Raw genomic sequence first — 20,338 nt, forward strand, 5'->3', positions numbered from 1 at the left:
TTTGTTTATGTCATCGTTAGATGCATAAACTGTATTTCGTTAACGTTTTGCTGTTCAGTTTTCAAGGTTCATTTCGTTGGTCTCTCGTAAGAGGCAACTTTCTTATATTAACATCTCATCGTTTTGTTGTCAACACTTTTACTTAAAAAGTTTTTCTTGTTAATTCTTGTTAAGTTTGATGTTTTCGCAACTGCTTGATGCGACGCTTATAAATATAACACCCCATTTATGAGAATGCAAGCTTTTTCACCATTCTTTTAAAAAAGAATGGCGAAACCGCATAGTGCCGCGAATCCAGGGATTCCTAGTATCGCTAAGATCATGCCAGATGCAATGTTAACAGGTACGTAGATGCCAATAAATCCACCGGCTATGTTCATTAAGAAGAGAATAAAGAACGCAAAAGCTAATCTAAACCAAAAAACCGATAAGCGCTCCATGTTTTTTTCAAGAGTGGTTCGGCTCATACTTAACAGCAGTAATGATACGACTCCTAGTATAGCTATGACTAAAATTCTCACAGAAAACGCCCTTTCTATCTCATAGATACTTATCTATATGCGTCTCCGTAGAGGATTAGTCCACTCGTTGTCTATCTTTCAATTCTTTTCTATAGTTCTCGACGACCTTCCAATGCTCTGGACAATGTAACTTCATCCGCATATTCTAAATCTCCACCTACAGGTAAGCCGTGGGCGATACGTGTAGTCGTGATTCCGGATGGCCTGACAAGCCTTGATATATACATGGCTGTTGCTTCTCCTTCTATAGTAGGGTTCGTCGCAAGAATCAATTCCTCCACTTCGTCTTCCTGAAGTCTTGTTAACAATGAGGGAACATTGATATCTTCCGGACCGATACCGTCCATCGGAGATATAGCACCTTGTAATACATGGTACAAACCACGATAGTCACGCATCTTCTCCATGGCAATCACGTCTTTCGGATCCTGCACGACACAAATTGTCGTTCGGTCACGAGATTGATCCTGACAAATATAACATGGATCGATATCTGTAATATGACCACAAACTGAACAGAACTGGAGATTACGTTTCGCATCGACTAATGCTTTGGCAAAATCTAGCACAGTGTCTTCTTTCATACTTAATACAAAAAACGCCAGACGACCCGCAGTTTTGGGGCCGATGCCTGGCAATTTCATAAAACTATCCATTAATTTAGATATAGGTTCAGGATAATGCATTATACAACCTCCTAGAACATCCCGGGCAAGTTCATTCCTTTTGTAAATTGGCCCATTGTGGAGTTCGTGATTTCTTCTGCTTTTGCAATCGCATCATTTGTAGCGATCACAATCAAGTCTTGTAGAATTTCTACGTCTTCCGGATCTACCGCCTCCGGATCAATAATAACTTCAAGTACTTCTTTATGGCCAGATACAATTACCTTTACCATACCACCACCAGCTGTACCTTCCATTCTCTCGTTTCCTAAGTTTTCCTGTGCCTCTGCCATCTTCTTTTGCATCTTCTGCATTTGCTTCATCATACCTTGCATATTCCCTGCTCCACGCATAAATAATTCCTCCTTAGTAAATTACTCTTCTATTGTAATAAAATCTTTTCCAAACATTTTCTCAGCTTCAGTTACGAGTGGATCAGCATCTTCAATCGATGCTTCTTCCATAAACGCTGAAGTTGGTTGTTCCTCTTCAAATTGTTGAGGGTTTTCCTTACTCTTCTGACTGGCCAATCCACTTTTTCGAATGAAATCAGCACGAACTTCCAACCAGCTTTCCTCTGCTACGTAGACTACTTCATAACCTTTGCCTGTCAGTCGCAGTAACGCATCCGATAAGCCTGCTTGTAATGTAGCATTTTCAGAAGCCATCAAGCAATGAATTTCATATTTGAATTTTAGCACAAAAGCCTTCTCTGATGCCGCTACAGGCTCCGTCTCTTCTAATAAAGCTGCATGTGAGCGTTGCATACTTTGCATCATGCCCGCCCATTGCTCTCGAATCACTTGAATATCGGACTTCGTTGCCGCTTTTAATACCTCTACAATTTTACCCGTTGGTACTTTGGCAGATCTGGAAGCAGTTGAAGCGGCCCTTTTCGCCGGCGCTTGTGGCTCAGCGGCTTGTTGCACAGCCCCTGTTGCTAGTTGTTGCTGTAGTTGTCTAACAGTCTGTTCTAGCACCGCAAGCTTCTGAGCCATTTCAGGATCAACTGCAGAAGTGGATACTTGTCGTTGCTCCCCGGAATGAATCATTTTTAATAAAGCGGATTCAATATAGACCTTCCCGTGATTAGAAAAACGCATTTCTTGTTGTGTTTTTGAAAGGATATCGATATACCGGTACAATTCATCCGAATGAAACTCTTGGGCAAGCTCTTGAAATTTATCACCGTCTGAAATCAATTCCAGAAGATCTGTCAATTCGGGCGCCGTGCCAAGCAATAACATATCACGGAAGAAAGTAATCATGTCTTCAGCGAGTCTGCCGACATCTTTACCTTCAGTAATCAGTTCGTGCAATAAGGACAATGCAGATCCCGCATCTTTCGCTTGAATTGATTGTGCTAGCTGATAAAAGATTTCTTCACCAATTGCTCCAGTCACGAGTAGCGCGTCACTTGTAGTCAACTCGTCTCCGCTGAACGATACGGCTTGATCAAGCATACTAAGCGCATCCCGCATACCGCCTGTCGCAGCTTGTGCGATTGCGCGCAATGCTCCAGTCTCCGCAGTAACACCAATGTCCCCAATAACCTTTTCCATTCGCTCAATGATTTCAGGTGCCGTAATCGGTTTGAAATCAAATCGCTGACATCTAGAAATGATAGTGAGCGGCAACTTATGAGGTTCCGTAGTCGCCAGAATAAATACGACATGGGCAGGAGGTTCTTCCAGTGTCTTCAGTAATGCGTTAAAAGCTGAATTGGACAGCATATGCACTTCATCAATAATATAGACTTTAAACCGTGCATTAGAAGGTGCCACATGCACACGTTCAATAATGTCGCGAATTTCTTCTACGCGTGAATTGGATGCCGCATCAAATTCAGTGACATCTGTGTTAGATCCCTCTGTGATGCTTTTACATGTCTCGCATTTATTGCATGGTTCCGCCGCTGGGCCATTTTCACAATTTAGTGCTTTTGCAAAAATCTTCGCCGCACTCGTCTTTCCCGTTCCACGAGGTCCTGAGAATAGATAAGCGTGCGTCGTCTTCTGATGGAGAAGGGTATTTTGCAGAGTTTGCTTGATCGCCTGCTGACCTGACATTTCACCAAAAGCTTGCGGTCTATAAGCGCGGTATAGTGCTTGATAAATCAACTGCATTTCCCCCCTTTTTCTCCGATTGCGTAATACTTCTATTATAACATGAAATACAATTTTTTGACCGTGTATCGCTTGGTTAAATTACGCAAATACTTCCGTCCACTCATCTTTCTTATCAAGCATTGTGCGTGCAATTTCTTTTGCACCTTCAAGGCTATGGCTTGCCGCCCAGCCACACTGTACTTCATTACACGCCGGTACTTCTGTTGCTACCAGTACGTCGTTTAATGTTTTCTCTACTATAGAGAGAATGTCATTATAGTCATCATGATTGATTACAGCTAAATAATAACCTGTCTGACAACCCATTGGACTGATATCGACGATTTGATCCGAATGGTCACGGCTGAATTCTGCCATCATATGTTCTAATGAGTGAAGCGCTGGCATTTCCATGTGGTCTGTATTCGGTTGACAGAAACGAATATCATATTTCAAAATCTTGTCGCCGTTCTTTCCTTCTGTAGTTCCCGCTAATCGAATATAAGGTGCTTTCACTTTCGTATGATCCAAATTGAAACTTTCAACGTTCATTTTTTTCTCAGACAATGTAAATTGCTCCCTTTCAGTTATGCGTACTATTTTGAAGTATACACTATTTAAGGGACATAAAAAACTCGTCCATAGTAAAATGGACGAGTGAATTATTGAAATAATGCCGTGCACCTTTCTTCGACTGCCGCACATAAGCGTTACTCTTGTCGTTGGCTCGGCCTAGGCTACCCCGCGGCACATGAGAGAGTCCACTTAATGCTGCTTCCTTCCGGACCTGACATGATTCATGGGTTCCCATTGCGCAGGACCCAGACGTCAACACTACGTGCAAAAGGCAGACCCTACATGCGGACAGCCTCGGAAAAGGAGTTCAGTCTTGCTAGAGCGGATTGCAAGTTACAGGGCACCGCTAATTCCCCACCTAGCACGGCATTTCTTATTATACCCATAGTTAATTATGATTGCAACGGTAAACCTTGGATTTATTAGAATGTGTTTCAACACTCTATTGCATAAAAAGCAAAAAAACTTTTCATTCATCCATATAGGATAGTATACTAATTGAAAAGCATGAGGTGAATAACGTGGATCCAACTAAACGTTATGAGTTGAGTTTCCGTAATCCCGAAGTACGCGTCTATGCAGCCATTGTTTTGCCTGCTATCTTGCTCGGCTTATTGATAATTAGCTTCTCAAGTTCAGATTTCAACTTTATGTATGCCGCTCTAATACAGACCGTTGCCTTGATGAGTTTCTATTATTGGCGCTTCATTTACCGTCGTAAAGAAAAAAGAAAAAATAATGGTTGACGTCTTAAAAATGACATGGTAAGATATTATTTGTCTGATACGGAGGAATACCCAAGCCCGGCTGAAGGGATCGGTCTTGAAAACCGACAGGGGTGTTAAAGCCCGCGGGGGTTCGAATCCCTCTTCCTCCGCCATATTTTGACTGCACACGTTACTCGATGTAACGTTTTTTTATTGCCTAAAAATAAAAACCTTACTAGATATTCATCCATAACGAATAAAACAGCGCCAGTGACTGAATCAGTCCTGACGCTGTTTTTATTTTGTGATGTATGCACCTGTCTCTGCCGGTTGCAGTGCAAGTGCTTGGTAATGTGGAAAGCTTTGTTCTAATGAAGCGGCCACTTGTTGCTCTGTTCCTGGTGGTACAGCTACAAAAAGGGAAGGTCCCGCTCCGCTGATTGTCATGCCGTACGCACCTGCTTCCTTGCAAGCCAAACGTATTTCATCAAAGTTAGGGAATCCAACTTTACGATAGGGTTCATGATATAGATCCCGTTCCATCATACGTCCCGCCGTCACCCAATCCGATTGCGCAATAGCAGCGGTCATCACACTGCCCGCTGCACTTCCGCGTACTGCTACTTTATGTGTCAGTTGCTCAGGTAGCAATCCCCGTGATGCTTCTGTCTTTAAAGCTACTGGTGGCACTAGGATGACAACACCGATCGGGGGTGCTGGGAATGTCAGTACTTCCATCTCATCATCAGTGAAGTACGACACTGTCATTCCCCCAATCAATGCAGCGGTGACGTTATCGGCATGTCCTTCTAATTCGCTGCCGATCCGCAACTTGTCTTTTGGAGACAATTGCAAACCTGCCAGTTCACTTGCGATTTCAATACCCGCTGCAATTGCCGTTGCACTACTGCCTAGGCCTTTTCCTAAAGGAATATCTGAATGTACTACTAACTTTTGTGAGGCAATGACTTGATCATACCGTGACGCTACATGCTGGATGGTCTGTACAATTAGATTTGTTTCATCCGTTGGCAGTGCAGCATACTCTTTATCTTGATACAAAACATACCACGCGTCAGCCGATGCGACTTCTATCCTCATGTTAAGTGAAAGGGCAAGACCTAAATGATCGAAGCCGGGTCCGAGATTAGCCGTTGTGGCTGGCACGGTCACTGAAAAACCGGCTTCCGTCATTAGTTATTCCCCTCTTTCAATTCTTTTAAGAAGTTATTGAACTGTTCATTTGTCATCATGGGTTTATGTGCATTGACATTGATTGCTGTTTCAGGATCCTTTAATCCATTACCTGTTAGGATTCCAACTATTGTCGTTCCTTTTTCAATTAATCCAGCATCAAGTCGTTTCTTAATGCCTGCAATGGTTGCACAAGACGCAGGCTCTGCAAAAATCCCGTCTGTTGCAGCTAGTAATTGATATGCTTCAAGGATTTCTTCATCAGTAGCGGACAAGATGTCTCCACCTGATTCTTCGAGTGCTTGAGTCGCTAAGTGCCAGCTTGCAGGGTTACCAATACGAATTGCTGTTGCCACTGTTTCAGGCTCTTCGAACACACGGTCATAGACGATGGGTGCTGCACCATCTGCTTGAACTCCTAGTAATTTGGGTGTACCCGTGCCTTTTTTCTCTGCGTATTCTTTGAAACCTTTCCATGCTGCAGATATATTACCTGCGTTTCCAACAGGCAAAGCGAAGATATCTGGTACTTTACCGAGTTGTTCAATTGCTTCAAATGCCACCGTCTTCTGTCCCTCAAGACGATAAGGATTCACGGAGTTTACCAACGCAATTTTCCCATCTCCTAGTTCACGTACCATACGAAGCGCTTCGTCAAAGTTTCCTTCTATAGCTACAATTTCCGCTCCGTACATTTTTGCCTGTGCCAGCTTGCCCAGTGCAATACGGCCTTCAGGAATAACAACAATTGTACGCATACCTGCACGCGCGCCATATGCAGCAGCTGCAGCAGATGTGTTACCCGTTGAAGCACAGATCAACGCTGTTTTCCCTTCTTCTTTGGCCTTTGCAACTGCCATTACCATTCCGCGGTCTTTAAATGAACCAGTTGGATTTGTGCCTTCTGTTTTTACATACAGATTAATTCCCCACTGCTTTGATAAGTTCTCGAGATGGATTAACGGTGTATTTCCTTCTTGCAGTGTTAATGCAGGAGTATTCTCTGTCACCGGCAACCATTCTTTATATTCTTCTATTAATCCATTCCATCTTCTCATAATTTCTTATTCTCCTTCCACACGGTAATGACTAGAAATGTCAATGACCGCAGGTGTATCTTTTAAGTCTGCTAAAATATCTAAATGCTGTTGACGAGAAATTTTATGTGTAATAAAGATCAAATCTGCGCCTTCCTCATGTAAATCGGAATCTTGGACAACTGTCGCTAGACTTGCTTTGTGGTGGCTATAAATAGATGTCAATTCCGTCAACACACCCACTTCATCACGTACGGTAATACGGTGGATATAGCGGGCATGCTTCTGATCATCTGATTTTACTTTGCGCTCAAATTGTGGTGCGTGCATTCTCTTACCGTTTACGCCTAGCAAAATATTGCGACAAGCGGCCACTACGTCACCTGTTACGGAAGTCGCTGTAGGTAATGAGCCGGCTCCGGGACCGTAGAACATTGTCTCGCCTACTGAATCACTATACACATACACTGCGTTGAATTCATTATTAACTGTAGCAAGAGGATGAGAGTTAGGAACAAATACTGGCTCAACAGCCACTTCAATTCCTTCTTCATCTTTTTTAGCAGAACCCGTCATCTTAATTGTGTAACCGAATTGCTCCGCAAGCTGAAGATCTCCGTCTGCAATCTCTTTCATACCACGGACAAATACATCGTCCAGATGCACTTCTGTGGAAAAAGATAAAGACGCGAGAATAACCATCTTACGCGCTGCATCAATACCATCTACGTCCGCTGAAGGATCAGCTTCCGCAAAGCCTAATTCTGTCGCTTCCGCTAATGCATCTTCATAAGTCTTATTTTCATGCTTCATCTTTGTTAAAATGAAGTTTGTCGTTCCGTTGACGATTCCAGTCAAGGCAGTAATTCGGTCCGACGCTAATCCATCTTCCAATGTACGGATTAGTGGAATACCACCACCTACACTCGCTTCATATAATAGGTCGCACTTATTTTCATCTGCTAATTTTAATAATTCAGGTCCCGACTCCGCCATGACATCCTTGTTCGCAGTGACAACACCCTTACCCGCTTCAAGTGCACGTCGAATTGCTTCAGACGAACCTCCTGTCACCTCAATAATCAAATCAATTTCAGGATCGTTTAACACTTCTTCGAGTGATGTAGTGAACATTTCTTTAGGTATCACGCCATTACGTTTTTTATCCAAGTTTTTAACAAGGACTTTCTTAATAGACACAGGAACGCCGAGCTTGTGTCGCAGGTCATCTTGGTGATTATGCAAGATTGTTGCCACACCGCTTCCCACTACTCCATAACCTAGCAAACCGATATTAATTTCATTTTTCTCATTTTTCATTTGACGATTCTCCTAACTATATGTACACTATGAAAAAACAATCGTTCTTCGTATAAGGACAATTATAGAGAATTCTGCCTTTAATAACAACCTGTTTTCACGAATCTTCTAAAAATAGATAGATAATCTCAAAATGGATAGGATTTGGTATTCAATGAAAGTTTGTAAATTTGGCGGAACATCCGTCGCATCCGCGGAACAAATCCGTAAAGTGGTCGATATTGTCGCATCCGACCCATCAAGAAAGATCGTCGTAGTTTCTGCACCAGGCAAACGTACTTCCTCCGACATTAAAGTAACTGATTTGCTCATTGATTTGGCAAATATATCACTTGCCGGTGAAGACACAACAAATGCACTGCAAATGGTTGTGGACCGCTACAAGGAAATTGCAGAAGGACTCGGCCTAGATGCAGATATTGCACAAGTAATTGAACAAGATGTCATTAGGCGTCTGAATAAAGATCAGTCAGATGAAATTCTATATGTAGACAGCTTGAAAGCTGCTGGGGAAGACAATAACGCAAAAATGATTGCGGCTTACTTCCGACATATCGGCATCGAAGCAGAATACGTAAATCCACGTGAAGGTGGGTTACTTGTTAACCATCGTCCAGAACGTGTACGTGCACTTCCAGAAGGCAATGAAAAGCTCTGTAAACTACGTGATAAAGAAGGCATCATCGTATTCCCAGGCTTCTTCGGCTACACAGAAGACGGAACATTGCGTACGTTTAACCGTGGTGGTTCCGATATTACAGGTGCTCTACTAGCAGCAGCAACAAATGCAGAACTTTATGAAAACTTTACTGATGTGGATTCGGTTTTCTCAGCGAACCCCACAGTTATTGAAAATCCACGTGCAATCGATGCGATGACATACCGGGAAATGCGTGAACTTGCATATGCAGGATTTTCTGTATTTCACGAGGAAGCTTTAGTACCCGCATTTCGTCACAAGATTCCGGTTTGTATCAAGAACACAAACAATCCCAGTGCGCCAGGCACGATGATTGTACGAGACCGTGACCATAATCTTCAATCCGTTGTCGGAATTGCTGCCGATAAAGGATTCTCTACACTCTTTGTTGCTAAATACTTAATGAACTTGGAAATTGGTTTTGGACGTCACTTACTACAAATTCTAGAAGAAGAAGAAATTCCATTTGAACATACACCGTCAGGTATTGATAACTTGTCTGTCATTATTCGCGATGAACATTTAACACCGGAAAAAGAAGCACGTATCGTGAAGCGCATTGAACAGGAATTATGTCCCGACGACGTACATTTCCAACGCGATTATTCCATGGTAGTACTTGTAGGTGAAGGCATGCGCCACGCAAGAGGATTGGCAGCACGCGCTGCGTCTGCTATCGCACGAACAGGTGCAAATATCGAAATGATCAACCAAGGATCTTCAGAAGTCAGTTTAGTATTCGGGATTCAAGAAAAAGATGAAAACATTGTCCTTCGAGAGCTATATCAGGAATTCTTTACAGAAGTCCCTGCTCATTAATACAAGCGACACTCCTTATACACGGGGTGTCGTTTTTTTCATTTTCTCAGCAATTTTCTCAATAACCAACTCAATATCCGCTTCATTTCCTAACAAATCATATTCTTCGATGTTTAGCCGAATGACTGGGCATGCGGTAAAAGATTCAATCCACTGTTCATAGCGACGGTACATCTCTTCCCAATAACTTCTTGGTGTTTGCAGCTCCATATTCCTGCCACGCATTTCAATACGATCGAGAATGACAGGTAATGGCCCTTCCAAGTATATGAGAACATTCGGATGTGGGAAATATGGCGTCAATACCATTGCTTCATATAGATTCATATAGGTTTCAAAGTCGACCGCTTCCATAGTTCCTTCATCAGCGTGCATTTTGGCAAAGATCCCTACATCTTCATAGATGGAACGATCTTGTACAAAACCGCCACCGTTTTCGAAGATATGCTTTTGTTCTTTAAAACGTTCTGCTAAAAAGAAGATTTGTAAATGAAAACTCCAACGTTCAAAGTCATCATAAAATCTCTCTAAGTATGGATTTTCTGCTACGTTTTCCAAGGACTCTTGAAAACCAAGTCTCTCGGCAATCGCGTGTGCCATTGTAGACTTCCCTACTCCTACCATTCCGGCTACTGCAAAGACACTATTTCGGGGTATATTAGGTGACTTCATTTAGTTTCAAACCTTTCTGAACCGCTTCGAAAATTTTTCTTAGTATCGCATTCATGTCTTCTTGATTACGCACATAGTCCACTTCATCCCCGTTTACATGGATAACTGGAATGTCGGGATGTATCGCTTCAAACTCCGATAAATAGGTACGATAATCTTCCGAAAGTTGCAACAAATAGTCAGAATCCATATCCGCTTCATACGATCGACCACGCTCATTGATTCGATTGAGCAATGTAGGAATAGATGCTGACAATGAAATAATGATATTTGGCATAGGAAGATCTCTCGTCAAAATCTGATAGATTTCTTTATACTTCACAAAGTCTTTCGATTCCAAAGTACGTTGTGCAAATAGCATGTTTTTGAATACATGATAATCTGCCACCACGGGTAACCCTTGTGATATATATTCTTTATTGATTTGCTTTAATTGTTCATATCGATTACATAGGAAAAACATTTCAGTCTGGAAACTCCACTTTTCTTTGTCTTGATAAAACTGATCGAGAAAAGGATTTTCTCCGCTAATTTCCCTTAATTGATTATATGAAAAGGTCTCAGCAATTGCTGCCGTGAGCGTAGTCTTCCCTACACCAATCGGACCTTCTACCGCAATAAACGGGACAAACATGTACCACTCACCCTTTCAATTTGTTACGTTTCCATTTTATCATATTCGACCATATAGAATGCGACTTATATTGAGTTGTTTATTGTTTTACTCTCGTCTGTTTCACGTGAAACATTTCGCTAATTGATTTTGATGTTCTGCATGATAGACTGTTGATAAGGAGTGATGAATCGATGAAAGATGATGAATACTACATGAGACTGGCAATAGAAGAGGCAGAAAAAGCTGCCGCTCTGGCTGAAGTGCCAATTGGCGCAGTCATTGTACATAAAGAAGAAGTAATTGCTGCGGCTCATAATCTGCGTGAAACCACTCAAAATGCGGTCACACACGCCGAGCTCTCTGCCATCCAAATAGCTTGTGAGAAGGTTGGGAGTTGGCGTTTAGAAGACACTACACTATACGTTACACTCGAACCATGCCCTATGTGTGCAGGAGCCATACTACAATCCCGCATTCCACGAGTCGTCTACGGCGCGCGTGACCCAAAAGGAGGTTGCGTCCATACCTTTTACCAACTACTTAACGATTCCCGATTCAATCATGAATGCATCGTAACCGAGGGTGTCCTCGGTGAAGAATGCGGACAACTCCTTACTACCTTCTTTCGAACACTGAGAGAAAAAAGAAAAGCCGCAAAAAAGGAAGCCCAACGCCTAGAGTAAAACTCGTAAGCGTAGGGCTTCTTTTCACTAATTAGTATTTCTATTTCAAGAGACATACCTGTCGTTTATGTTAAACACAGATTGTTAACGCATTTCCACTTACTTAGGCGCTTCAATCTTTTCTTTTCCACCCATATACGGTCGTAGCACATCTGGAATCACAACAGAACCATCTTCCTGCTGATAATTCTCCAAAATTGCTGCCACTGTACGACCAACAGCCAAACCACTACCATTCAACGTATGAACATACTCAGGCTTCGCACCTGGCTCACGACGGAAACGGATGTGTGCCCGACGTGCCTGGAAATCTTCGAAGTTAGAACAAGAAGAGATTTCTCGGTAGACATTTTGTGTAGGAATCCATACTTCCAAATCGTACTTCTTGGCAGCCGTGAAACCTAAATCTGCTGTACACATCTTGAGAGCCCGATACGGCAACTTCAACAACTGCAATACTTTTTCCGCATGGCCAGTCAGTTTCTCCAACTCATCGTATGAATCTTCCGGTTTCACAAAGCGAACCAACTCCACCTTATTGAACTGGTGCTGGCGAATTAAGCCACGCGTATCACGACCTGCAGACCCTGCTTCAGAACGGAAATTTGTACTATACGCTGTGAATGCAATCGGCAACTTAGCCCCTTCTAAGATTTCATCGCGATAGAAATTGGTTACAGGAACTTCAGATGTCGGGATCAAGAAGTAGTCCTCTTCTTCAATTAAAAACGCATCTTCTTCAAACTTCGGTAGTTGTCCCGTTCCAGTCAAACTTGTACGGTTTACTAAATACGGTGGTAGCATTTCCTCATAGCCGTGTTCTTCTTGATGAAGGTCAAGCATGAAGTTGATCAATGCACGTTCAAGTCGTGCACCGAGTCCGCGATAGAACACAAAACGACTACCTGTCACTTTTGCTGCTCGTTCGAAATCGAGTAGTTGAAGATCCGTTCCAATTTCCCAGTGTGGTTTAGGTTCGAAGCCAAACGTTGGGATCTCTCCCCATGTACGGACTTCTACGTTATCATCTTCACTATCCCCTACTGGCACACTATCATGCGGAATGTTTGGGATATGCATAAGCACATAATTCAGTTCCTCTTCTACCTTAGATAGTTCTTGATCATAAGCTTTGATTTCCTCGCCGACTTTTTTCATCTTTGTGATGACTTCATCCGCATCTTCTTTATTACGCTTCATTTGTGCTACTTGCTGTGACACTTCATTGCGCTCAGCTTTCAGCACTTCTACTTTTGATAAAATTTCGCGACGTTTCTCATCAAGCCCACCAAACTTTTCAAAGTCGGTTAAATCTTCTCCACGTTTACTGAGTTTTGCTTTTACTTCTTCATAATTCGCACGCAATAGTTTACTGTCTAGCACGCCATCCGCCTCCTTGTATTTACATTACTGATAATAAAAAGCAATAAAAAAAGCCCTCCATCCCCTAAAATAGGGACGAGAACTACCCGCGTTGCCACCCAAATTGACTGATTGCCCAGCCCACTTGTTTGAGATATCGGCTCAACTGACCGGCAAAACCTTCTGATTCGGCTTTGCTACTCAAGGACGGATTCACAACAGTTTCTACCAACTTTCACCACCCGCTGGCTCTCTAAAAAAAACATTGTCGCTACTGCTTCCTATCATCGTAATGTATGTGAAATTAGATATACCATACTACAATTTCTGACTATTGACAAGAGGCATGGTACGTTTTTGTATGAGAAACATCGCAAATGTAAGAGCGAAAGGCTTCTCTTTTTTTAGTTTATAGAAATTCGAACATAAGATACTTTCCCGAGAAATATTTCTTGGTACTAATGCCATGCTAACCAATTTCTACTCTGAAAAGATTCAACTTGGTTCATACTCTATAGCGTAGACACAACTATCGGGCCGCCGTGACCATGAGACAACTAGTGTACCTCGCAAGCTGGCTCACGGTTGGACGTAGCCCGAGCAGATTAAATGTTTAACATTCTCGGTCTTTAATCCCCTAACAAAATCTCAAATTATGAACTACGAATTGCCATCAATTCGCTTTCTGCAAGCTGCGAAATTTCCAAACCTTTCATCGGTGTGCCAATCCCTTTTGACAACTTAGCGATCAACTCATAATCCTGGTAGTTAGCAGTAGCTTCTACAATCGCACGTGCAAATGCTTCCGGATTTTCTGATTTGAAAATACCTGAACCTACAAATACTCCGTCCGCTCCAAGTTCCATCATCAATGCTGCGTCAGTAGGCGTTGCCACACCCCCAGCGGAATAGTTCACAACCGGTAAGCGACCAGCTTCTTTAATAGCTAGTAGTATCTCATATGGAGCACCCAGATTTCGGGCTTCTGTCATTAATTCGTCTTTGCTCATATGGACTACTTTACTTACTTGAGCATTAATCATTCGCAAGTGACGCACGGCTTCTACGATATTTCCTGTTCCTGGTTCGCCTTTTGTACGAAGCATTTTTGCCCCTTCACCTAAACGACGCGCAGCTTCGCCGAGGTTTCTTGCTCCACAAACAAACGGTACGCTGAAATCGCTTTTCAGTAGGTGGAACTCGTCGTCTGCAGGTGTTAGTACTTCACTTTCATCGATGAAATCCACACCCAGTGCTTCCAATACACGTGCTTCTGAAATATGACCGATGCGTGCTTTCGCCATGACAGGAATGGATACCGCCTTTTGCACTTCTTCTACGATTCGTGGGTCTGCCATACGTGCAACACCGCCTGCTGCTCGAATATCAGAAGGTACTCGCTCCAGTGCCATAACCGCAATAGCCCCGGCTGCTTCCGCCACCTTTGCTTGCTCTGCATTGATTACATCCATAATGACGCCGCCATAATTAAAATTCATTTCATTTCCCCCTTTTTGTTATTTTCAGTATAATTGAATTTGACCATATGAAAATAGCCAGTTTCACATTAAACAACATGGTCAGATTAGAGGGGTCACTATGGATATGATTTTTATCGAGCTTCAAAAAGATTCGAATATCCCGCTTTATCAGCAAATATATAATCAAATAAAACAAGACATGATCGACCGTAAGTTTCCAGTTGGCATGAAGCTTCCCTCCAAACGTCAACTGAAAGAGTTTCTAGGCGTTAGCCAGACAACAATTGAAATGGCTTATGATCAACTGACAGCAGAAGGTTTTATCGCGGCGGAACCACGAAAGGGTTATTTCGTACAAGCATTAGAGGAACTCGCCTATGTACAGCCTGTGAAATTAGAGACCCTATCTGAGACTCCTATAACCAAACCTGTCCATTACGACTTTTCACCAAGTTCCATTGATACGGAAAACTTCCCGTTCATCATGTGGAGAAAATATGCACGAGATATTATGGATGCATCGCATGCGCACTTATTATTACTTGGAGACCCGCATGGTGATATTGAGTTGCGTCAGGAAATTGCCCGCTATCTATACCATTCGCGGGGAGTAGACTGTACGCCTGAACAAATTATTGTTGGATCCGGTACAGAACAGCTTTTGCCTTTGATTATTCGGATACTAGGAAAACGGGCTCGCTATGCGATTGAAGATCCAGGCTATCTAATGACAAAGCACGTCTTTTCCGAAAATTACAGAAAGACGATCCCCATTGCAGTTGACCATGAAGGACTTGACGTAAAGGCGCTACAACGGTCTGATGCTTCAATAGCCTACGTCACCCCTTCCCATCAGTTTCCAACCGGTACAGTGCTGTCTGCGGCTCGCAGAACTGCTCTTTTGAACTGGGCCGCATCGAATCCTGATAATTTCATAATTGAAGATGATTATGACAGTGAATTCCGTTACCGTGGACGTCCTATACCTTCCTTGCAAGGGATGGATAAAGGAGAAAACGTCATCTATTTAAGTACGTTTACCAAATCACTTATGCCATCTATACGGATCGCCTACATGGTGTTGCCACCAATACTATTTGATACGTACCGTCAGGCTTTCATCCCCTACTCTTCTTCCGTACCGCGGATCGATCAGCATATCTTGGCACGTTTCATGGCAGATGGACAATTCTCGCGCCATCTGAACCGGATGCGTAAAATCTATCGTCGAAAAATGCATACATTAACGAATTTATTGAAGTCGTATGAACCTAGCATTTCATTCTCGGGTGATGAAGCGGGAATGCATATCTTGCTTCACGTACATACAAATAGAACGGAAAAGGAACTAATCGATGAAGCTCTTCAATCAGGAATTAAAGTTCGTGGTCTAGACACCTATAAGGTAATGCCCGATCAATCCCCCCCTTCATTCCTAATTGGATTCGGAGGATTAACTGAAAATGATATCAAACTAGCAATATCGAGGTTGCTTAATGTGTGGAACATAAAAAAGACAGCGGTACCTGAATAGGTACGCTGTCTTTTTGTAGTTAATTAAATAAGCCTTTTACGAAACCAGTAGAACTATTCCACGCACTAGAGAAGAAATTACCGATTGCTCCCATAGTTAACGAGAACCAACCAGCTTTCTTCACTTCTTCAGTCGTGACTACTTCCGTATCAACTATTTTCCCATCAATAAAGCCATAATCTGATCCATCTTTTTTCACTAGCTTAACATGACCAACAACCGTACCTTTTTTAATTGGTGCTTGGATTTGTCCATTTTTCACTAGCTTCTCATCTAATACGAGTTCAGTTGTATAGTCTTGATCTTCATCATTGCGAACTAACATACTAATAGGTTTCTTTGTAGCAATGGCTACTTTTTTCTCTTTGCCCTTCATAACATCTAGTGTTTTCTGCTTCTTAAACTGGTGTCCTGCTTTAAGTAGCTCTGTTTCACTAAACTCCTTAAAGCCGTAATCGAATAACATACGAGTAGCATCAAAACGTGCTTCATAAGATCCAACGCCTTTATCATCCACTGCATTCATTACAACAGCAATAACACGTCGGCCATCACGTACGGCAGTCCCTGTGAAACAATGTCCAGCAAATTCCGTAGTACCTGTTTTCAAGCCATCGATTCCTTCATATTCATATACTAGGCCTGGCAACATGAAGTTCCAGTTCACCATATCGATGGCGTCATCTGTTCCTTCACGGAATGTCTTTTTCGCAATTTTTGTTGTATCTAGTACTTCCGGATATTCTTTCAATAAATGATACGCTAGTTTGGCAACAGAGCGTGCCGGCATAACGTTTTCATCTTTCTCACCAAACTCACTTGGGTGCATGCCTTGTAAGTCACTGTTGTTCAAACCCGTAGAATTGACGAATTTATAATCTGTCAGTCCAAGTTCTTCAGCCTTTTCATTCATTAGATGGACAAAGTCCACTTCAGATCCTGCAATCGACTCGGCAATCGCAATGGTTGCCGCATTGGCTGAATAAATCGCTACTGCTTCATAAAGTTCGCGGATCGTATAAGATCCATCACGACGAAGCGGTACATTACTTAAACGACGATCTTGTGAAACCTTATACGTATACTCAGTAACTTTGTATTCCTGATCCCATGTAATCGTTCCATCTTCAAGAGCTTCAAACATCAAGTATTCCGTCATCATTTTGGTCATACTCGCAATGCCGAGCGGCTTATCCGAGTTCTCTTCGTATAATACCTTTCCACTGTCTGCATCTATCAAAATAGCACCGTTTACACGGAGGTCAAGCGAAGATTCACTTTCCTCTGCTGCTACAGATCCCTGCACACCTAACGTCATCAACAACATCATTGGCACCAGTAAAACTGCCAACCATCTCTGTGTTACTTTTTCCACTCATCTTACCCCCGTCGTCACAATATCAAAAATTAGTGTACCATATTCCCAGTAGGTCAGGTATGCTTATGGCAAAAAAACATATATTCCCCTATGGAAATCATCTTATTTTTCTTTACATTTTATTATTCCTCATATAACAACAAAAAAGGACAGAAGGAAATCCCCCCTGTCCCTTACATAATAAATTAACGTACCGAATAGTTCGGTGCTTCTTTTGTAATTTGTACTTGGTGTGGATGGCTTTCTAGTAAACCAGCACCTGTCATACGAATAAATTGTGCATTTTCACGATGTGCTTCAAGATCCTTCGAACCACAGTATCCCATACCTGCACGAATTCCTCCTAAAAGCTGATGAATTGTATCAGACAATGGACCTTTATACGGCATACGACCTTCAATGCCCTCAGGGACAAGTTTCTTTTCATCTTCTTGGAAGTAACGATCTTTTGAACCTTTTTCCATTGCTGCAACAGAACCCATACCACGGTATACTTTAAAACGACGTCCCTGGAAGATCTCAGATTCTCCTGGGCTCTCGGTAGTACCTGCAAGCAAGCTTCCAAGCATAACCGCATGTCCACCAGCTGCTAATGCTTTGACAATATCTCCGGAATACTTAATTCCACCGTCTGCAATAATTGTCTTACCATATTTACGCGCAACAGTTGCACACTCATAGATAGCAGTAATCTGTGGTACGCCAACGCCTGCAACTACACGTGTAGTACAAATAGAACCAGGGCCAATACCGACCTTCACTACGTCAGCACCTGCTTCATACAATGCTTCAGCTGCTTCTGCCGTTGCTACGTTACCTGCAACGATCGCAAGGTCCGGATAGTTTCCGCGGATCTCTCTCACTGTGTCAATAACACCCTTAGAGTGTCCGTGTGCCGTATCAATGACTATTAAGTCGACTTCTGCCTGTACAAGCTTCTCAATGCGCGTAGAAGTGTCTACCGTGACTCCAACAGCCGCACCAACAAGTAAGCGCCCAGCCTTATCTTTTGCTGCGTTAGGGAACTCAATAACCTTTTCAATATCTTTAATTGTAATCAAACCGTTAAGAATACCTTTATCATCTACAATTGGAAGCTTCTCAATTTTATATTGCTGTAGCATCTTCTCAGCATCTTCAAGTGTAGTTCCTACAGGAGCTGTCACCAAGTTTTCTTTCGTCATGACTTCATCAATGATAATGGAATAGTCCTGGATGAATCTCAGGTCACGGTTCGTCAAAATACCAACCAATTTCTTCTCTTCCATGTTATTAACGATCGGGACACCTGAGATACGATATTTACCCATTAAATGCTCTGCATCAAAAACTTGATGTTCCGGTGTAAGGAAAAATGGATTTTTAATAACCCCATTCTCAGAACGTTTAACCGTAACAACTTCCTCAGCTTGTTCTTCAATACTCATGTTTTTATGAATAACACCGATTCCGCCTTGACGAGCCATCGAGATTGCCATCTTGGATTCCGTTACTGTATCCATACCCGCACTGATGATAGGTATATTCAACTTGATGCTGTCTGTTAAATTCACAGATAGCGATACAGCCTTTGGCAATACATCAGACGCAGCCGGTACCAATAATACATCATCGAACGTCAGACCTTCACGAGAAAACTTTGATTCCCACATTAACTTTCTGCCTCCTAAAATTACTATTGTCTATTCAGATTATTAAAAGGTTATCAGCGTCAATGAGACGTGTCAAGACAGAAGTTTATAAACTCATTATTCCTATTATTTGCTAAATATTTTATCTAGTGACTTTTGCATCTTTAATGGATTCGTCTGTGGTGCAAAACGATCGACTACTTGTCCGTTAGAATCAATCAAGAACTTCGTGAAGTTCCATTTGATACCTTCCGTCAATACACCCTTTTGCTGTTCTGTAAGATACGTAAATAGAGGTTCGGCTTCATCCCCTTTTACATCTACTTTAGCAAACATGGGGAACGTCACGCCATAATTCATTTGGCAGAAGTTCATCGTCTCATCAATATCATCAAATTCTTGGTTATTGAAGTTATCCGATGGAAAGCCCAGTATAACCAGCCCTTGATCTTTATATTCTTCATACAGTTGCTGTAGTTCTTTAAATTGTTTTGTGAAACCGCATTTACTCGCAGTATTGACAATGACCATTGGATTTCCTTCAAATTCCTTCAGAGATTTCTTTTCTCCACTAGTAGTTTCAACTGTAAAATCGTAAACTGTCGTCATGCAGAATCGCCTCTTTTCTTTTAGTATATTTTACCTGACTACGCAAGGAATACCTAGTATCCTGTTTGGTTTGAAGATTTTAGAGCATTATGGAGGTGGATGTAGCCATGTTTGTGTAGGTGATAGAGCGGTTGGTGTGACCTATTGAGCGGATATGCAGGTATGTAGAGCGGTGGACGTGACTTATTGAGCGGTTAAACAGGGTTATAGAGCGGGTGCCGTGACTCATTGAGCGGTTAAACAGGGTTATAGAGCGGGTGTCGTGACTCTTTGAGCGGTTACGCAAGGTGATTGAGCGTTTGCCGTAACTCTTTGAGGGGGTATGCGAGGCGATTGAGCACTTGTCGTAACTCTTTGAGCGGATACGCGGTGTGATTGAGCGCTCGTCGTGACTCATTGAGCGGTTAAGTGGAACAATAGAGCACTACCCCTAATACATTGAGCAGTTAAGCAGCACAATAGAGCGTTTATCATGTTAAATAAAGCGAATAACCCAGATCTATGAGTGCGTAAAGTACAAATACATCATCCTCAATTCAATCTCTTTCCACTATAAAACACAAAAAAGCCACTCCCCAAAGGGAATGGCTTCGTGCCTAGCAACGTCCTACTCTCACAGGGGGAAACCCCCAACTACCATCGGCGCTGAAGAGCTTAACTTCCGTGTTCGGTATGGGAACGGGTGTGACCTCTTCGCCATCGTTACTAGACTCTTTGAGTAAAGC

At 42.4% G+C, this 20,338-nt stretch carries 19 protein-coding genes, 1 tRNA gene, 1 rRNA gene, 1 other RNA gene and 1 other annotated feature; of the genes, 5 read left to right on the top strand and 17 right to left on the bottom strand.

Annotation, left to right across the window (positions count from 1 at the left end; genetic code table 11):
• Window positions 1-257 precede the first annotated feature (257 nt).
• The 6 genes from CSV74_RS16010 to ffs all read right to left on the bottom strand — a co-directional run bounded on the left by CSV74_RS16010 (window position 258) and on the right by ffs (window position 4,237).
• On the bottom strand, window positions 258-521 hold the full coding sequence (locus CSV74_RS16010) for a pro-sigmaK processing inhibitor BofA family protein (protein ID WP_029055210.1): 264 nt from the start codon (window positions 519-521) through the stop codon (window positions 258-260).
• 89 nt (window positions 522-610) lie between these two features.
• A complete protein-coding gene (gene recR / locus CSV74_RS16015; protein WP_029055209.1) occupies window positions 611-1,207 on the bottom strand; it encodes a recombination mediator RecR in 597 nt (198 codons plus the stop codon).
• An 11-nt stretch (window positions 1,208-1,218) separates the two neighbouring features.
• Window positions 1,219-1,539, bottom strand: a complete 321-nt coding sequence (locus CSV74_RS16020) for a YbaB/EbfC family nucleoid-associated protein (protein ID WP_029055208.1) — start codon at window positions 1,537-1,539, stop codon at window positions 1,219-1,221.
• 21 nt (window positions 1,540-1,560) lie between these two features.
• Window positions 1,561-3,312 (bottom strand): DNA polymerase III subunit gamma/tau, encoded by a 1,752-nt coding sequence (gene dnaX, locus CSV74_RS16025; protein ID WP_304442380.1) that lies wholly within the window; start codon window positions 3,310-3,312, stop codon window positions 1,561-1,563.
• Between the two features lie 81 nt (window positions 3,313-3,393).
• The gene (locus tag CSV74_RS16030) at window positions 3,394-3,846 is read right to left on the bottom strand and encodes an S-ribosylhomocysteine lyase (RefSeq protein WP_198040355.1); all 453 of its coding nucleotides are present in this window, start codon (window positions 3,844-3,846) and stop codon (window positions 3,394-3,396) included.
• Between the two features lie 124 nt (window positions 3,847-3,970).
• Window positions 3,971-4,237, bottom strand: an RNA gene (gene ffs, locus CSV74_RS16035) — signal recognition particle sRNA large type.
• A gap of 154 nt (window positions 4,238-4,391) precedes the next feature.
• Here ffs and CSV74_RS16040 point away from each other — a divergent pair.
• Together CSV74_RS16040 and CSV74_RS16045 are read left to right on the top strand one after the other, a co-directional pair.
• The gene (locus CSV74_RS16040) at window positions 4,392-4,616 is read left to right on the top strand and encodes a hypothetical protein (protein WP_099692411.1); all 225 of its coding nucleotides are present in this window, start codon (window positions 4,392-4,394) and stop codon (window positions 4,614-4,616) included.
• A gap of 41 nt (window positions 4,617-4,657) precedes the next feature.
• A tRNA-Ser gene (locus CSV74_RS16045) sits at window positions 4,658-4,750 on the top strand.
• A 124-nt stretch (window positions 4,751-4,874) separates the two neighbouring features.
• Here CSV74_RS16045 and thrB read toward each other — a convergent pair.
• The 3 genes from thrB to CSV74_RS16060 are packed head-to-tail and all read right to left on the bottom strand — an operon-like array spanning window position 4,875 to window position 8,128.
• On the bottom strand, window positions 4,875-5,771 hold the full coding sequence (thrB, locus tag CSV74_RS16050) for a homoserine kinase (RefSeq protein ID WP_099692412.1): 897 nt from the start codon (window positions 5,769-5,771) through the stop codon (window positions 4,875-4,877).
• Complete coding sequence (gene thrC, locus CSV74_RS16055; RefSeq protein WP_099692413.1) at window positions 5,771-6,829, bottom strand: threonine synthase; 1,059 nt, start codon at window positions 6,827-6,829, stop codon at window positions 5,771-5,773. Before thrC ends, thrB begins: the two co-directional genes overlap by 1 nt.
• 6 nt (window positions 6,830-6,835) lie before the next feature.
• On the bottom strand, window positions 6,836-8,128 hold the full coding sequence (locus CSV74_RS16060; RefSeq protein ID WP_029055202.1) for a homoserine dehydrogenase: 1,293 nt from the start codon (window positions 8,126-8,128) through the stop codon (window positions 6,836-6,838).
• A gap of 154 nt (window positions 8,129-8,282) precedes the next feature.
• On the opposite strand from CSV74_RS16060, the gene CSV74_RS16065 reads away from it, so the two are divergent.
• Entirely contained in the window at window positions 8,283-9,647 is a 1,365-nt protein-coding gene (locus tag CSV74_RS16065; protein WP_029055201.1) for an aspartate kinase, read from the top strand.
• A gap of 15 nt (window positions 9,648-9,662) precedes the next feature.
• On the opposite strand, the gene CSV74_RS16070 is transcribed toward CSV74_RS16065, so the two are convergent.
• Window positions 9,663-10,319: a deoxynucleoside kinase gene (locus tag CSV74_RS16070; RefSeq protein ID WP_099692414.1), complete on the bottom strand. Its 657-nt coding sequence runs from the start codon at window positions 10,317-10,319 to the stop codon at window positions 9,663-9,665.
• Complete coding sequence (locus CSV74_RS16075; RefSeq protein ID WP_099692415.1) at window positions 10,306-10,953, bottom strand: deoxynucleoside kinase; 648 nt, start codon at window positions 10,951-10,953, stop codon at window positions 10,306-10,308. Before CSV74_RS16075 ends, CSV74_RS16070 begins: the two co-directional genes overlap by 14 nt.
• 173 nt (window positions 10,954-11,126) lie before the next feature.
• Between CSV74_RS16075 and tadA the strand changes: the two genes are divergently transcribed.
• Window positions 11,127-11,618 carry a tRNA adenosine(34) deaminase TadA gene (tadA, locus tag CSV74_RS16080; protein ID WP_099692416.1) on the top strand — a complete coding sequence of 164 codons (492 nt, stop codon included), beginning with the start codon at window positions 11,127-11,129 and terminating at the stop codon, window positions 11,616-11,618.
• A 99-nt stretch (window positions 11,619-11,717) separates the two neighbouring features.
• On the opposite strand, the gene serS is transcribed toward tadA, so the two are convergent.
• Both serS and pdxS read right to left on the bottom strand, forming a co-directional pair.
• The gene (gene serS / locus CSV74_RS16085) at window positions 11,718-13,001 is read right to left on the bottom strand and encodes a serine--tRNA ligase (RefSeq protein WP_099671807.1); all 1,284 of its coding nucleotides are present in this window, start codon (window positions 12,999-13,001) and stop codon (window positions 11,718-11,720) included.
• 68 nt (window positions 13,002-13,069) lie between these two features.
• Window positions 13,070-13,277 (bottom strand) — a binding site (T-box leader).
• A gap of 356 nt (window positions 13,278-13,633) precedes the next feature.
• Window positions 13,634-14,479: a pyridoxal 5'-phosphate synthase lyase subunit PdxS gene (gene pdxS / locus CSV74_RS16090; RefSeq protein WP_099692417.1), complete on the bottom strand. Its 846-nt coding sequence runs from the start codon at window positions 14,477-14,479 to the stop codon at window positions 13,634-13,636.
• A gap of 100 nt (window positions 14,480-14,579) precedes the next feature.
• On the opposite strand from pdxS, the gene pdxR reads away from it, so the two are divergent.
• Entirely contained in the window at window positions 14,580-15,995 is a 1,416-nt protein-coding gene (gene pdxR, locus CSV74_RS16095) for a MocR-like pyridoxine biosynthesis transcription factor PdxR (RefSeq protein WP_099692418.1), read from the top strand.
• A 19-nt stretch (window positions 15,996-16,014) separates the two neighbouring features.
• Here the strand turns inward: pdxR and CSV74_RS16100 are convergent, their stop codons facing one another.
• From CSV74_RS16100 to rrf, 4 genes are all read right to left on the bottom strand, one after another.
• Window positions 16,015-17,370, bottom strand: coding sequence for a D-alanyl-D-alanine carboxypeptidase family protein (locus CSV74_RS16100; RefSeq protein WP_099692419.1), 1,356 nt, complete (start codon window positions 17,368-17,370; stop codon window positions 16,015-16,017).
• Window positions 17,371-17,558: 188 nt separating this feature from the next.
• A complete protein-coding gene (gene guaB, locus CSV74_RS16105) occupies window positions 17,559-19,025 on the bottom strand; it encodes an IMP dehydrogenase (protein ID WP_029055194.1) in 1,467 nt (488 codons plus the stop codon).
• A 105-nt stretch (window positions 19,026-19,130) separates the two neighbouring features.
• Window positions 19,131-19,613: a glutathione peroxidase gene (locus CSV74_RS16110; RefSeq protein ID WP_099692420.1), complete on the bottom strand. Its 483-nt coding sequence runs from the start codon at window positions 19,611-19,613 to the stop codon at window positions 19,131-19,133.
• Between the two features lie 594 nt (window positions 19,614-20,207).
• Window positions 20,208-20,323 (bottom strand): 5S ribosomal RNA (gene rrf / locus CSV74_RS16115).
• Between the last annotated feature and the right edge of the window lie 15 nt (window positions 20,324-20,338).

It is taken from the genome of Sporosarcina sp. P19 (genome assembly GCF_002743165.1).
GTDB classification, from domain to species: Bacteria; Bacillota; Bacilli; order Bacillales_A; family Planococcaceae; genus Sporosarcina; species Sporosarcina ureae.